A 14,357-nucleotide genomic window follows, 5' to 3' on the forward strand; every position below is an offset into this window, starting at 1 on the left:
GCGCTCCGCTGGCAGTGGTTCCGTACCGTCAGCTAGGATTCGGTCGGCTCGTCTTGCCGCCGCTATCACCGTCATGGTCGTGGTATTTGACGCTGATATCGTCGGCCGTAATGTCGCCGTCGGTGACTCTGACCCCGCCACTGATCGAGGCGGCAGCACCCGAGCCACCCGAGCCGGTCATGCCACCCTGGTAGGTCAGCGGCCCCTGGATGGTCACCGCCCCGGTAAAGGTGCTTTGCGGACTATCGACGGTGACGGTCGGCGCTTTCAATGTGGCGTCACCGCCAGCGGTGATATCCAGCGTGGTACCGGTATTCACGGTAATGCTCTTGGCATTCTCGACGACGATGTCGCCCACGCAGTGGATCTTGATTACGTGGTCCGCGCTGTCATATTGAAAACGTGTGCCGTCTTCAAACTCGATAAGATCGAGGTCAGGGTTGTCGGAAGGCGATGGCAACGCGCTACTGTAAAGCATGCCGGTAATCACAGCCTGAGCGGGGTCCCCGGAAGGACTGGAAAGCACTACCTGCTGGCCCTTGCGAAGCGGTCGCCAGCGGCGATAGTTGCGGCCCATTTCCGTCGGCCAGTTAAGCCAAGCCGTGCGGATCTCGCCCACTTTCACCTTTAGTTTTCGAGCGGCGTGATCGACCTCAAGGATGGTGCCGACCATCAGCAGGTTGTTGAGCCGGCGTTCCAGCTCCTGCAATCGCCAGGCCTGATTCACGATCCGCCCTCCTCTTCATACTGACTGCCATCCTGGCGCGTGTAGAACGCCTCGTGCTCGGGACCGATCAACGGCGAGACGCCGACCCATACCTCGGTGGGCGGGGTGCCGTCGTCGATCCATTCGTTCTCGCCGATGTGCACGATCTGCGACCAATCGATGCGCCACACCAGGTACTGGTCGAGCTCGGGGCTGAATTCATCCGGCTCACATACCGCGACCCGCGCCGGCTCCACCGGCAGGCCCCACTGCTGCTGATGGATGAAATGCGCCAGCGCGGCGACCTGGGCACGAATGGCGCGGCCCTGGTTCACGCCTCGCCAGCCGAGCACGTACCGCAGCTCGAACTGTGCCTCGAGCGCCAGTTGCCCCGTGCCCGGATCGTCGTCCGGTACCGCTGCCAGCTCGGTGAGCTCGACCAGCGCCGCCGGCACCTGGATGCGCTGGCGATCGTCCGGATAATCCTCCACGGTTTTGATCGCCGGGAACGCAGCGGTAATGGCATCGAGGACGGCCTGATGCAGGCTGTCGAGGGTGATTTGGGTATCCGCGTTCATGAGGCCCTCAGGTAGGCGATGCGCCGCTCGAGATCGTCACGGAAGTGGCGCCAAAAGATCGCTTCCAACTTCCAGAAGATCTCGTCTTCGACGAACACGTCGGCCTTGTCTTTGATCGGCAGCGTTTCCTGGCGAATGGGCAAACGCCCCTGGCCCCGGCGTCGCATGATAGTACGGCGCTTCGTGCCACGAGGTTTGGCGACGAACGCGCCGGGGAAGTTGTGATTGCCGGCCGGGCCTGAGTAGCCGGCGCCACCGCTGGTCTCACTGACGCGGCCTTGGAACTCGGCCACAGCAATATCGTTGAGGCCGTACCACAGTTGAACCGAGGCCATCTTGCGGTAGTCACCGCTTTTCGAGCCTTTCACGCGAACGCTCTTCAAACGCTTGCGTATCGCCTTAGCGCGGCGTAGACCCAGCTCGCTTTGTAGCCCCTGGCTGGATAGCTTGCGCAGGGTAGCGGCGGTGCGAGTGAGCGCGCGGTTGTAGGAGGCGTTGACCTCTTTGGGCATGGCGCCCAGCTCCTCGATCACGCGCTGGAGCTCGTCGGCATCGACATCAAAATCCAGCATCGGGCTTCACCGCCAGGTCGAGCATGGCCATGCCGGTACCATCGGGTTGCGGTTCCGTCATGACGTCATAGGTAGTGCCATCTACGGTGCACGTATCGCCCCGCTTAACGCCCGGCACATCGGACTGCTTGCACCAGACGCGCGGGCGCTCGCTATCCATGCGGTACTCGCCGAGCTGGGCATCCAGGTACTGGTCCTCATAGAGGCCGGACAGGGTCAGCACCGTGCCGTCATCGCGCGTGACGGTCACCGGCGTGGCGAATTCGTCCTCGTCGAAAAAGACGTCGAGATTTTCCCAGTCCGGCGCGGGCATTACTGGTCGCCCTCTTCCTCAGCCTTTTCGATGGCGGCGACCAGGTCGGCTTTCTGCATGCCATCAAAGCCCTCGATGTCCAGCGCCTTGGCCTCTTCCTTGAGTTCGGCCACCGTCATGTCCTCCAGGGCTTTTTCGCCATCATCCTCATCGCTGGCATTACCAATCAGCTTGGCCTTACCACGACGAAGTAGGTTGTCAGCCTCAGCCGCTGGCACGCCGCGCACGATCTTCTTCGGGATGATCATCTTGCCGGCGGCCATGAAGGCGCTGGTGCACTCAATATCGACGGTCTTGGTCTTCTTGCTCATGGGGCTTTCCTCAATGAATGGCTCATGTCGAGGCGACCCCACAGGGCGTGGGGCCGCCAGTCACTGGATGCCGATTACGCGGTAGTGTTACGACCCAGGCAGAACGACTCGACGCGACGCACGGCCATATCGACGTCCTGGAACACCACCAGGCGAGTGCCGCCGGATTTCGACAGGCTGTACGGGTCGACGGTCAAGTCGAGACCGCCCCACAGACCGATGATCAGGTCAGCGAAGTTGCCGAAGAACAGATCGCCGGTCTGGATCTGGTTGGTCACTTCGGTGCCGTAGCCGTTGACGGTATTACCCTGCTCCCAGATCGGTGCACCATTGGTGCCCTCGAACTTCTGAGTGGTCTTGCAGTGGCCACGCATCATCGACGCCATCACATACGCCATGGAGTTCACGTCAGCGTTATCGGCGGCGATTTCGCTTTCCATCTTCACCACCTCGGCATAGGTGGGCTTGCCGGTCGTGGCGAGGTTGACCGCGTTGATGCCTGAGGTCTGCGCAATACCGGTCGGCTCGTTACCACCGGCACCGTAGAAGCCCGCGAGATCGACGGCCTGCGCCACGGCAGAGGCCAGGTCGTTACGCACTACGCGCTCGGCGTCCGGAGTGGACTGCAGCATCAAGCGGCGCGTGATGTCGGTATAGGCCGCGACGGTCTTCGGGGATAGCGCGATCTGCCCGATGCTCGGCGTCCCCTCCTCGGCGTCCTCACCTTCCCCCAGCCAGTAAGCGGTGGCGCCGCCGGTCTGCTTGGGGATCTCGACGTTGCCGACTAGCCCGCTCATGGTGGTGGCCAGACGCATCAGTGCCGTGCGGTTACGCAGCATCTCGATGAAGCTGCCGGCCATGTACTGGGTATCGACCAGGCCATCGCCCGTCTGGGCGCCGCTCGGCGTATCAGACGCGCCGCCAGCATTGAAGGCACGGGAAAGCACGTCGTCGGGAATCAGAATCCCGCGCGCCTGCTTGCCGTACTGACGCTCAGCTTCAGAGGAAAGCTCCAGCTCGAACTTGGCGGCCTCCTGGGCGCGCTTATCCTGAGGATTCGCCAGGGCCCGAACCACCTTCATCATCGAGTAGCGCTGCAGGTCCTGATCAGTCATGCCGATGCTGGATGAGCGGGTTTCGGTCTCGCCGTTATCGGTCACCGCCTTGGAACGCTGCTTGTGCATTTCGCCCAACAGCGCACGCTGGAACTCCTCGGGGCTCTTGCCATCGCTGACGTAGCGGGTCGCCAGGTCAGGGTTCTCATACTCGCGGCCCATGTCCATGATCGCTTTGACGCGGGCCTGCTCGGCCTGGACGCCGGCCCGACGGGCCTGGTTCTGATCATCGCCGGCGCGCTCGATCATCTCGAGCACTTCGACGATCTCGTCTTGCTCGTTGACCTTGGCGCGGACCAGGTTGCCCTTCTTGTCGCGCAGGATCTTTTCGTTCATCTCGCTATCCTTTTGGTGTGTCCTGGAAGCGCCAGCAGCGCCGCTCGATTGATTGCGTTCATTGCTGGCAGTATCAGGCCCGCCCGTGCCCGGCTCCGCTGGCAGTGGTTCCCGCGAGCGCCCTACGCCCACTGAAACGTCTGCCGCCACAGAGACGATGCTGATCTCATGCGGCTCCCAATCGGTCACGCGCACCATGTCGGCTTGCCCAGAGCGCTCCTCAATCTCCACCTTGTGAATCGAGTAGCCCACCGAGACTTGCCGACGGATGCTGTCAACCACGTCCTGCCACACCTCGGAAGCCCGAGCGCCCTTACCAAAGCGCACCGTCGCCCGGCCCCGCCGATCGGCTCCCACGGTGACAGACTCCACCACGCCCACTTGGTCATCCCAGTCATGATTGACCAGGAGTGCCGCCCCGTTCTCGAGACGCCCCGTGCGCATGGCGCCTTCGCCGTGGTCCAGCACCTCGATGCCAAACCACCGCTCCACCTCGGCCTCGCTGGAAAACGCCAGCTCGACCGTGCGTTTTTCTTCATCGATGGCCCTTACTTCGCCACCAATCATGTCGCGCGTCAGACCCTCGGCCTTCATCTTGCGCAGCTGCTCTTCGGTGACGCTGCGGGTCTGGTGGCTACCCTCAAGCTCACGGGCCTTATCGGGCTCACGCGGGACAGTCGGCTGATGCCGGCGGTCGCGAACGTCGCGCTTATCCTTCATTGCTCGTCTCTCCTGCGGTTTCGCCCTGGGGCGTACTGCTGCCGCTATTCATGGCGGGGTCGCCCAATGTCGCGTCGACCAGGGCCTCGGGGATGCCGGCGTCGATCATGGCCTGCCGATCGCTCGCCCACTGACGCCACACGCTGCGCGGATCGCCGCCGCGTTCGCGGATCACCTGCGAGGGGGATTTGATCTTGTTGGCGATGTCGCGCGCGGCGGTCTTGGAGTCCTTGTCCGGATCGACCCAATCCCAGCGGCGCGCCTGCCAGTCATGCGCGCGGTATTTTTCGATGCGCTCGGCTCGCAAGGTGGCGCCGTTGGTGCCGGGCACGGTGATGCCCTTGAGCAGGGCTCGGGGTAGCCACGCCTGGTACACGGGTTCCAGCAGCTGCTCGATCAGCCACTCCTGCAGCTCCATCCAGTGATCGCGGGAATTGAGCACGCCATGGCGCAGGCTCGAGAAATTGACGTCGCCCAGGTCGTTGGCCAGCGTCGGGTAGTCGATCCCCATGCCGGTAGCGATCCCGCGCAAGCTCTGCTTGGAGAACGGTGCCAGCTCGCTAGTCGGGAACTGAGGTTCCCAGGGCTTGAACTTGAGCCCGGGCGGGAGTTCCTGGAACGACCCGGGCTCGGCGTCCATGTACAGCGGCTCGTGCTCGTCGCCATCATCCTCGTCGACGGGGCCCATGCCCTCTTCCCACTCAAACCATCCGCCCTTGGCGGAGGAGACGCGAGCATTGACCAAGGATGCTTTCTCGAACCCATCCAGGTGATGCAGGCGTAGCACGGCGGTGACCATCCACGGCAGGCCACGGCGCTGCCCCACAAGATCTTCGAGGAAGCCGTGGACCACTTCCTCGGCGGGCACTTCAACGAAATTGCGCCCGCCAAAGCGGTAGTCACTCTCCGACGGGTCGAGGGTGCCGAACAGATAGGCGACGGCCCGGCCCCAGCGGTTGTACTTGATGCCCTGCCGAATGAATTGCCCGCCCGGCAAGCGGTCTTCATTGACCTCCACCGGGCAGCGCTGCGGGTCCAACACCTGGATGGCCAACCCCCACGGGTTGAGGTTACGACCGTAGACAATCCGGAACATGAACTCGCCGTTGATTGCGGCGTCTTCCGCTGCACGTGACAGCAACTGTCGGAAGGAACGACGCCCGGCCACGTCGCAGATGCGCCGGTCACACCATTTGGCAAAGTCGCCTTCGATGGCATCGTTGGCGCGCTCATCGAGCGTTCCGTCGGCGTCTTTGGCCTGGGCCTGCAACTGGATGCCTTTGCGTCCCACCACGTTCTGTCGCACCTGGCGCACGAAGCCTCGGGCGTAGTCGTTGGTCAGCAGCAGGTGGCGCGAGCGCGCGACCAGGGGGCGCTGATTCTTGTCGATGAACTGATCGGCCGGTACCGGTGTTGTCGGCAGGTCAGCCGACAGCCGGTCGGCCTTTGCCTGGCCCAGCAACGTGCGCGACAGCGCACGGGGGATGGCCCGCATACGCGAGCGTGGAGCTGGTTGCTGACCTGACGGCGCCGCCGCTTTCCGGCGCTTGAGCAATTCAAGCACCATGGCCAAACCTCGCTAGCACGGGGCGGCCCAGCGTGTTGCGGCCCTTGCGCGCAGCACGTATTCGGCGCACTTCATTGCGGTAGACGTCGCGCAGCTTGAGCAATTGGCTGATGGGGGTGCGGCGCAACTCGCGGTTGTTGATGCGGTAGCTGTCCTGATCCTTGCTGGCGCGTCCCTCGATCACCGCCTCGATAGCCTCGAGGGTCTTCTCGGCGTGGGTGCGGCCATCGAAGTCGGCATCAGCAGTGGCGAGATCGGGCAGCACCTTGAGCGTGCCGGTGTCGACCTCGTGCACCTCGGTGCCATCGGTTACTCGAAGGCTGTACCAGTAGTCGCCGGCTTTCCATTCGCTGGTGGTGTCGGCGTCGGCCTGAAAAGCATGCAGCCTGCCGTCGGGCTCGGACGTGAGATCAATGGACTGGACGCCACGCAGGATCAGCGTTGCCGACCACTCCGTGGCGGGGTATGCGGTCAGCGCCAGCGAAATCGCCAGCGTTGTGCCTGCCGTCATGCGTTCGGGAATGCCTGCCATGCGTCACCAGTTGTTGACCCAGCTCGAGCGCTGTCGCCTGGATCGTCCCGTGGATGTCTTGCGCCTAGTCTTGCGCTTGCGGGGCTTGGGCTCCGCTGGCAGTGGTTCTGGCGCAGCATCCGGTGACGTCGGTGTCTCGTCGCCCTCTTCAGGCTGCTCATATTCCGCCAGCCGCGCAGCGTGGCGTTTGAGGCTGGGGCTAGCGATCTTGAAGGCGGCGTAGGCATAGGCGCGGCAGTCGAGTGCCTCGTTGCGCGGGCGGGTCTGGTGCCATTCCCGCTTGGGCACGCCCTTCACGTACTTGGTCACCAGCTTCTCAGCGGTGAGCTGATGGAACCACTCGGCCTCGCGGTCGGCGGGGATATGCGTAAAACCGGGCCCGTGATGCTCTACCGCCAGCCGCCGCATGATGGTGAGCTTGGCTTCGTCGACACCAATCGAGAACAGGTCTACCTTCCGCTTGCCGCGCCCCGTACGCTTGCGTGATGGCGCCGTCACCACCGGGCGATCCCAACCCGGTACGCCCTTGATGGCGAACAGGCGACGCCCCGTCTTCCCGCGTGCGTATTCGTAGGCGCGTTGGGTATAACCACTGCTGCCGCCGGTATCCAGGCAGGATGCGATGATGCCGAGTTGGGCGCCGCTCTCATGAGTCCAGGTGGTGGCCAGGTAGTCATCGAGGTCACGCCACACTTCTTCCTGCAGCGGATCACCCCACAACACGGTGTAATCCACCGACCAGGATTCCTCGCCGTAGCCCCAGGCAACGGTTTCCATCTCGAGTCGGTCTTGCTGCATGTCGATGCCGGTGGTGAGCACCACGCCACCAGCCGGCACTGGCGCCTTGTAGCTCTCCGCGCGCTCCATGAGGACGTGTGCCTCGGCCTGCTCTCCCTGCTCTTCCCACGTCTCGGCCAGACTGACGTTGATGAACGACTGCAGGTCGCCCTTGGCCTTCTTGTCGAGGAACGACTGGATGATGTCGCGCAGTCGGCGAAAGCACGAATAGATCTCGTTGAGGTGATAGCTGGCGTGGCCACGGAACGGCTTGCTGGATTTCCACCCGGCACCGACCTGCTCGGCGGTACGAATCGCCGCGATGCGCTCGCCGTCGTTCCACATCACGCCGCAGTGCTTGCAGACGTAGGCAGCGGTTTCCGGATGGTGGGTGCCATCGTCGTCCTTGTCCCAGGTGACCTGGTGCCAGTCGAGTGTCTGGTGATGGTCGCAATGCGGGCAGGCGACGTAGAAGCGGCGCTGATCCCCGGCGTCATAAGAGGCCTCGATCTTGCTCTCGCCCTTGATGGTCGGCGTGCTGATCTCGAGGAGCAGGCGTTGATCGCCATAGGTGGCGGCACGCTGCCACAAAAGCTCGACTTCATCGCCCTCGCCGGTGCCGCTATAACCATCCACTTCATCGGCGACGATCAACGGCGCCGAGCGCCCGCGCATCGTCTTGGTGGAGCCGGCCCAAGCGAACATTAGGAAGCCGCCGGGATAGGACTTCATGCGCTGGTTGTTGACGCCCTCGTGGCTGCGCGGCTTGGCCAGCAGGTTCTGCAGCGATGGATTCGCATCCACCATCGGGTTGAATTTGGTTTCCAGCCAGGTGGTGAGGTCGCCCTGACTGGGCTGCATCATCATTTGGCTGCTCGGTTCGTGGGCGATGCTGTAGCCCTGCAGGCATAGCGCCAACTGGGTCTTGCCGACCTGAGCGCCCCACATCAGCGAGATGCGATAGCAACCGGGATGCACGGCCATGTCCATCGGCTCGCGCTGGTACGGCGCATTGTCGAAGCGAATAGGCCCCGGGATCGCGTTGCCGGCGGGGATCCTGACGTTGGTTTCGGCCCACTCGCTGGGCTTGAGTGGCGCCGGCGGCACCAGGTGACGGGCGCTGCGCTTCAGGGCACGCAGCACGCCTTTGGTGTTGCTGAACTGCTCGGCCGCGTCAGTCGCTTCCGTCATCGTCGCCCTCTTCTTCCTCGAGCTCGACGTCGGTCTCGGCGGCAGCTTCCAGAGCCTGGATCAACTCGGTCCGCAGCACGTCCTTGAACCGGCCTTCGTCAGTTTCACCGATCAGCTGACTGACCACGCGGCTGGGCACGTTCATCACGTTGGCGCGCACGGTCGCATTCTCCAGGGCGCGGGCTCGCTCGAACTCGTCGATGGGCGCTACCTGCTGCCGTGCCGTGGCGAGATCCAGCTCGGCCTGGGCGGTTTCAGCCGCCAGCTTGCGCAGCTTGAGTTCGAACTCATCCATCGGCGCGTCGCCGGCGGCCTCAAGGCGTGCCTGCTCGCGCAGCCACTCGGAGACGTCGCGGGTGTTGAAACGCCACGGCTTCCCCTGACGCCCCCGCTGCTCGAAGGGGCAACCTTTGCGGATCCAGCTGCTGACAGTATTGAGCGAGACACCGAAGGTCTCGGCGAGCTCTTCGCGGTTGACCTCGCGCCCCTTTCCTTTGAACGCCATGACGCTCCCAAACAACAACAATCAACCGAGTTCGGGGCGCCTCGCTCATGCGAATTTCCGCGCCGCCGTCTACCCGCAGGGCTCACCCCCCGCCGGGAGTACCTAAAAAGTCTCGAGGCTCGTCGCCATCGTCCTCGTCGTGCTTCGTGCGCCACGCACGCAGCGCGGCCTTGTCGGCGCGATCGCACTCCACCGTGGCTCGCAGTCCCTGCAGTGCCTCGCCAATCGTGCCGTTACCCAGCGAGACGTCGCAGGGCTGCAGGTAGCTCGCCGGCGGCAACACTGGCTCACGCTCGGTTACCGTTACGGGCTCACTGGCGCAGGCGGTCAGCAATGCCGCCAGGCAGCTGCATCCCCATACAGGCATCAATCTGTTCATCGGTAGCCCTCGCGTTCTTGATCTCGTCCGCCAGGCTGCGAGTGCGTGCCTGTGCATCACGGGTATGGGCTCGCGCAGCGACCAACGCAGCATCACGTGCCGCCAGCGCTTGCTGGTGTCGTTCGTCCTGGGCCTCGAGCTTATTACCCAACTTATCGATAGCGGCCTGCTTGGTGGCCACCTTGGCCTCCAGCTCGCCTATCGACTGCGCCTGGTGAAGACCGATACCGACCACGGCAGCAGCACCAGCCAGCGCGGCCACCGCTCCCCATAGCCGCCACGACTTGAGCAGACCCAGGCCGATCATTTGGCAGCCGCCCGAGCTTTGGCCCCGACGATCTCGAGCATGCTGTCAGCGGCATACCCGACACCAAAGGCAGACACCAGGCTCGGTACCGAGGCATCTGCCAATAGCAGGTAGCCGGCCATGGCACCGATGGTGGCCATCACCGACTTGTAGGGGCGTGCCTTGAGATACGCGATCAACGTCAATGCCTCGAGTTGCTGACGCATCTCCATGAACTTCTTCAGCACATGCGTGGCCAGCCCCAGCAGTAGCATGCAGAACGGCGCGATATGCGGCACAAGGCTATGCATCATCCATCCCACCGCGCCGGCCCATCGCTGCGCGTATCAACGTGGGTGAACGTGTCATACCGCCCCAGGCTGACGAACGGGAAGTTGGCATCGATCCAGTCATGCACCTCATCCGGATCCACGCCCTTCACCTGGATATCAGCCGCGCGTGACACCTTGTGCTGGCTATGCGCGGCACCACCAATGCGGGCGTTGTACTCGGGGCAACGGCAGCCGCTGGTCACCGTAACGGGCACACCGAAGTGCTCGCGCGTGGCTTCCAGGATCTCGAGGGTTCCGTGGTCAACAGTGTCGAAGCCACAGCCACAGCTACACGCGAACTCGCCGCGCCGGAAATGAGGGGAAATACGTTCAGACATGTGACCTCCTATGTAAGCCAGCCTTTGGCCGCCGCCGTCACGACGGCCGTAATCGCCAGCGCCGCTGCCCAGGCAGTGACGTTGGATACGAAGTGGGAACGGTTAACCCGGGGCTCGAGCACCTCACGCAGGTGCTTGCGCGACCGGCGGGAATGCTCCATCTCGCTCTCAAGCGCAGCCAAGCGCGCAGCCTGGTCGGAAGTGGTCTGCTGCACCTCGATCATCTGGTGAAACAGATGGGGAATCTGCGCGACAGCTTTGGCCATCTCCGCGTGGGAGTCGCTCATCGACTCCATATGGCGTTCCAGGCGGTTGAGGATCTCCCCCTGGCCGTCCAGTCGGGTTTCTACCCGCGCCAAGCGCTCGTTGGTTTCTGCCATGATGCCCAGACCCGTGGATTTATCGGTCATGTGTCGACTCTCGAGTCGCCGTGACTCGCGACAACGTGGATATGGGCCTGATTGTGTGGGCCGCCAGCCGGGCCTGCCGCTGGCGGTGGTTCATAACGACAGGTCGTACTGGGGGCTGGATGGTCGCGGCGGCGAGCGACGCTTGACCGGCTCGACGTCACCCTCCACCTCGACATCCAGGATGTAGCCGAGCGTCAACGGATTGATCTTCACCGAGTGCGCGACGATTTCGATGCTGATTCCACGGCGCACCATGTCCCGGGCATCGACGATGGCATCCACCCATTTCTCGCTCATGCCCAACTCGGCGGCGATCTCCGCGATGCTCATGCCCGTATCGCGAAGCGCCAATACCGGACGGTTTGCCATCGCCCGCTCCAGGTAGCGACAGCGCGATGGATACACGTGCGTACCGCCTAGCGCCTCACACAACGCCATGGCATCGTTCCACCCCAGTAGCGTTACCAGCATGTGATTGATATGCAGGCTCTTGGACGCGGGCACGTAGACCGATAACGTCTTCCCCGACTGCTGCTCACGCAGCGTTCTCACCAGGTGCAACGCCTTCTCTTGCCCGATGATGTCCGCGATCTGCTGTACGCTCTTTGGCAACCGCATCAACGCCTCCAATTCGTTCCCGACGCGATACGCTGCACCGGCCCTGCCACTTGAGTGCGCGACCAGGCAGCATATTCACGCAGCACGGCCTTGGCCTGTTCGAGCCCCAGCGCGAGGGCGGCGCAGTAGCGCTCTTCCTCGGAGCCATCCAACCACTCATGTTGCGAGTCGGCCAGATCGGCATCACGTGGCGGCGTCGCTTTCAATTCCAAATACAGGCCATGCCAGCCGCCACGGGCTTGGCGAATGACCAGGTCGCTAACGCCAGATTTCGCGCCCTGCTGCTTCATGTCGCTGGCGGTCTTCCAACTGCGAACACCGCCGTTCGGGGGATGAAAGACATGGGGATACAGCTGCCCCACCTCACTGCCGCGCATGTGCTCACCGCGAAGCCACGAAATCAGCTGCTTTTGCTCCATGCCCTCGTAATCAAATGGCCGCTTGCGAGGCTTGCCACTAGCTGTCGTGATACGCCGCTGCCCGCTTTTCGCCTTAGGGTTCCAAGCCATTATCCTGCCCTCCGCTGCCGACGTTCCCACCGCGTGTAGTCCGCAACGATGCGGCCCAGGATGAAGCCCGCATTAACGTCGTGATCGATCTCGGCTCGACTCGAGACACCGCAGGCAGCACGGATGAAATCCGCCGCATCATCGGCGCTATGTGTGCCGTCAGGCAGTTGGTCAGGTGTCAGGCCATTGCGGTGGCGCCGCCGAGCGTCCAAGTACAACCGAAACCGGGGATTACTTCCAAGCAATGCCGCGCGACGCGACTCTGCACCGCCCTTTAGCTGTTTATCCATGCTCTCGGTCCTCCCGCATCACGCACTGCATGCAGATCCGCCGGCCCTTCGGGAACATGCCGGGATAATGGGTATTTCCGCAGCGCACGCACTCTCGGCGTGTGGTTTGAAGACGACGTTTCTTGAATCGAGGGCCGCGCATTACGCCTCTCCTTTCAACGCGGCACGCAGGGACCGTATGCCCTGGTCGGCATTCATGGCATGCGGCAAACCCTCGGCCTCGGCGCGATGGGTAGCAGTCTCCCGGCTTGCGCGTTCCGCCAGGTCAGCGGCGCTTCGGCTGTTGTCGTCCTCGAGCAGATGGCGCGGCGTGATCTGCTCGCCTGCCATTACCCGGTTGACCAAGGCTTGGTAGTGCTTGGCAAAGCGCTTCTCGAGACGTGGCCACTGGCTCTTGGCCGTGGTGTGAGTGAGATCCCACCAGCCGACGCTTTGCCCGGCCATGCGAACCGCCTCATGGCTCCAGCGGTGCCGGCGTGGCTCATGGGCATGGGCCAGCGCCTCGGTCCATGCGTCACCAGTCGCCGGCATGCCGAAGTCCTCCGCTGTCGGCGCCAGCATCGTAACCAGCACGGGGATCGTCGGTGGCCAAGTGCTCCCCTCGCGCTTGAGCGTACTCATGGCCCGTTCGATCACCTGCCGCGTCGGTAGGTGTATCCAGCCCGCCAGCTCCTGCGCCAGCTCGCGACGTGCCAGGGTCAGCATTTCGGTCGTCGGGAACGCGCTCGAGAACGTCCTCGGAAAAATCGCTTCCAGCCGGGTGAACACCTGCGCCACCAACGTCGTGGTCTGCTCCCGGCGGCTCCGGGTCGCACTCGTCGTCTGGCCACCACCCGTCTGCCCAGCTGGTGTCGTTTGGGCTTGCGAGCTGCTGGCGGACTGCCTCGCGCTCAGTTCGGTCATCGCGCGGTCGATCAGCGGTTGGGCGGTCATGAGACCCTCCAGAAGCGTTGTGGCGCGCCGGCTGGCGCTGCTGATTTTCGTGGACCCAGCGAGCGAAACGACGGGTCCAATCGGCGGGGGTTGCGGTGCGTCCCGGCTCGGCGGCGTAGTGCTCTCGGAAGTCGATCAGGGCTTGGCGGTGGTCGGTACCGGCCGCCAGCCCACGGTCGAAGCAAGCGCGGGCCCAGGTCGCCGAGTCCGGTTGCCAATCCAGCGTCATCGGCTGGCGGCGGCTCACGGTCTCGACCGGCTGGCCATCGTCGGTCTGCCCGGCAGCTCGTTCGAAGATCGATGCGCGCGCCTCAGAGGGAGAGGGGGTACTCTCTGTTGTAGTCTCTGTAAGAAAACTCCCATCGGGCGATTCTGTGCCCTCCGTTTGGGAGATTCTTGATTCGCCGGTTGGGGGATTGCTGTTTCTCCCATTGGGAGAAACTGGGCAACCATGCGGTTTAGCGGGCGTTTCCTCATCGTTCAGCGCCTCCGCCAGCGCCTGGGCGAGACAATCGAGATTGACCCGGTACCACGTCTTGGCGGGCACGCCACAGCGCTTCTCTTCGAGCACTTCAAGGGCAGCTAACTGCCGACGCGCGGTAATCTGTTGCTTGGCGCTCATCCCCGTCTCGGCTTCCCAACTGTCGACGTCGCCCTGCTGCTCTTTCCAGAACCACCCGTCCCGGCGCTGTGCCGTAGGCGTGTTGCATAGGAACAATGCCTGGCTCAGGAATATGGCCCCCTGGACCGAGACGCCCGGCAGCCTGGTGAACACCGCCTGATACGCCACAGGACGACCCAGCAGCGCGGGAAGCATTGCGGCCGTGATGCTCATGCGACCACTCCATTAGCAAAGGGTGGGCACTCATACGTCGTACGAAGTAAGCTATGGGGTGCCAACCTGAAACCCACCTCACGCAACGGAGAGTGCCCATGAAACGCAGTTGTTTGATACATGACTGTACGGCGAGCGATGGAGACGATAGGCGTAGCTACACGCCACCATTGAGGACCCCGCCACCACCGCCTCAGCCTGAAA

At 63.4% G+C, this 14,357-nt stretch carries 19 protein-coding genes and 1 pseudogene; all 20 read right to left on the reverse strand.

The genetic code is table 11. The annotated features are described in order from the left end of the window. Positions 1–28: 28 nt before the first annotated feature. Positions 29–727: a phage baseplate assembly protein V gene (locus L1073_RS00260; protein ID WP_246896154.1), complete on the reverse strand. Its 699-nt coding sequence runs from the start codon at positions 725–727 to the stop codon at positions 29–31. After that, complete coding sequence (locus L1073_RS00265; RefSeq protein ID WP_246896155.1) at positions 724–1,284, reverse strand: hypothetical protein; 561 nt, start codon at positions 1,282–1,284, stop codon at positions 724–726. The genes L1073_RS00260 and L1073_RS00265 overlap by 4 nt, the downstream gene beginning before the upstream one ends. Then, positions 1,281–1,856 (reverse strand): hypothetical protein, encoded by a 576-nt coding sequence (locus L1073_RS00270; protein ID WP_246896157.1) that lies wholly within the window; start codon positions 1,854–1,856, stop codon positions 1,281–1,283. Before L1073_RS00270 ends, L1073_RS00265 begins: the two co-directional genes overlap by 4 nt. After that, positions 1,843–2,169, reverse strand: a complete 327-nt coding sequence (locus L1073_RS00275; protein WP_246896158.1) for a head-tail joining protein — start codon at positions 2,167–2,169, stop codon at positions 1,843–1,845. Before L1073_RS00275 ends, L1073_RS00270 begins: the two co-directional genes overlap by 14 nt. Next, complete coding sequence (locus tag L1073_RS00280) at positions 2,169–2,480, reverse strand: Rho termination factor N-terminal domain-containing protein (RefSeq protein WP_246896160.1); 312 nt, start codon at positions 2,478–2,480, stop codon at positions 2,169–2,171. Before L1073_RS00280 ends, L1073_RS00275 begins: the two co-directional genes overlap by 1 nt. Before the next feature lie 74 nt (positions 2,481–2,554). Beyond that, on the reverse strand, positions 2,555–4,651 hold the full coding sequence (locus tag L1073_RS00285) for a phage major capsid protein (protein WP_246896162.1): 2,097 nt from the start codon (positions 4,649–4,651) through the stop codon (positions 2,555–2,557). Beyond that, on the reverse strand, positions 4,641–6,218 hold the full coding sequence (locus tag L1073_RS00290) for a phage portal protein (protein ID WP_246896164.1): 1,578 nt from the start codon (positions 6,216–6,218) through the stop codon (positions 4,641–4,643). Before L1073_RS00290 ends, L1073_RS00285 begins: the two co-directional genes overlap by 11 nt. Further along, entirely contained in the window at positions 6,208–6,750 is a 543-nt protein-coding gene (locus L1073_RS00295) for a hypothetical protein (RefSeq protein ID WP_246896165.1), read from the reverse strand. The genes L1073_RS00290 and L1073_RS00295 overlap by 11 nt, the downstream gene beginning before the upstream one ends. Before the next feature lie 3 nt (positions 6,751–6,753). Then, entirely contained in the window at positions 6,754–8,718 is a 1,965-nt protein-coding gene (locus tag L1073_RS00300; RefSeq protein WP_246896167.1) for a phage terminase large subunit family protein, read from the reverse strand. Then, entirely contained in the window at positions 8,702–9,223 is a 522-nt protein-coding gene (locus tag L1073_RS00305) for a helix-turn-helix domain-containing protein (protein ID WP_246896169.1), read from the reverse strand. The genes L1073_RS00300 and L1073_RS00305 overlap by 17 nt, the downstream gene beginning before the upstream one ends. A gap of 82 nt (positions 9,224–9,305) precedes the next feature. Beyond that, the gene (gene lysC / locus L1073_RS00310) at positions 9,306–9,557 is read right to left on the reverse strand and encodes an Rz1-like lysis system protein LysC (protein ID WP_246896171.1); all 252 of its coding nucleotides are present in this window, start codon (positions 9,555–9,557) and stop codon (positions 9,306–9,308) included. Then, positions 9,535–9,909, reverse strand: a complete 375-nt coding sequence (locus L1073_RS00315; protein WP_246896172.1) for a hypothetical protein — start codon at positions 9,907–9,909, stop codon at positions 9,535–9,537. Before L1073_RS00315 ends, lysC begins: the two co-directional genes overlap by 23 nt. Beyond that, positions 9,906–10,202, reverse strand: a complete 297-nt coding sequence (locus L1073_RS00320; RefSeq protein WP_246896173.1) for a hypothetical protein — start codon at positions 10,200–10,202, stop codon at positions 9,906–9,908. The genes L1073_RS00315 and L1073_RS00320 overlap by 4 nt, the downstream gene beginning before the upstream one ends. Next, positions 10,199–10,558 (reverse strand): D-Ala-D-Ala carboxypeptidase family metallohydrolase, encoded by a 360-nt coding sequence (locus L1073_RS00325; RefSeq protein ID WP_246896174.1) that lies wholly within the window; start codon positions 10,556–10,558, stop codon positions 10,199–10,201. The genes L1073_RS00320 and L1073_RS00325 overlap by 4 nt, the downstream gene beginning before the upstream one ends. Positions 10,559–10,566: 8 nt before the next feature. Further along, positions 10,567–10,968, reverse strand: coding sequence for a hypothetical protein (locus L1073_RS00330; protein ID WP_246896175.1), 402 nt, complete (start codon positions 10,966–10,968; stop codon positions 10,567–10,569). Between the two features lie 90 nt (positions 10,969–11,058). Continuing rightward, the gene (locus L1073_RS00335; RefSeq protein WP_246896176.1) at positions 11,059–11,586 is read right to left on the reverse strand and encodes a hypothetical protein; all 528 of its coding nucleotides are present in this window, start codon (positions 11,584–11,586) and stop codon (positions 11,059–11,061) included. Next, positions 11,586–12,005: a VRR-NUC domain-containing protein gene (locus tag L1073_RS00340; protein ID WP_246896177.1), complete on the reverse strand. Its 420-nt coding sequence runs from the start codon at positions 12,003–12,005 to the stop codon at positions 11,586–11,588. Before L1073_RS00340 ends, L1073_RS00335 begins: the two co-directional genes overlap by 1 nt. Before the next feature lie 89 nt (positions 12,006–12,094). Continuing rightward, a complete protein-coding gene (locus L1073_RS00345; protein WP_246896179.1) occupies positions 12,095–12,385 on the reverse strand; it encodes a hypothetical protein in 291 nt (96 codons plus the stop codon). A 141-nt stretch (positions 12,386–12,526) separates the two neighbouring features. Next, positions 12,527–13,318: a replication protein P gene (locus L1073_RS00350; RefSeq protein WP_246896181.1), complete on the reverse strand. Its 792-nt coding sequence runs from the start codon at positions 13,316–13,318 to the stop codon at positions 12,527–12,529. 34 nt (positions 13,319–13,352) lie between these two features. Further along, a pseudogene (locus L1073_RS17320) lies at positions 13,353–14,153 on the reverse strand (DnaT-like ssDNA-binding domain-containing protein); the annotation flags it as partial. Positions 14,154–14,357: the final 204 nt, after the last annotated feature.

Origin of the sequence: Chromohalobacter nigrandesensis, from assembly GCF_023061285.1 — a bacterium.
Lineage (GTDB): Bacteria > Pseudomonadota > Gammaproteobacteria > Pseudomonadales > Halomonadaceae > Chromohalobacter > Chromohalobacter nigrandesensis.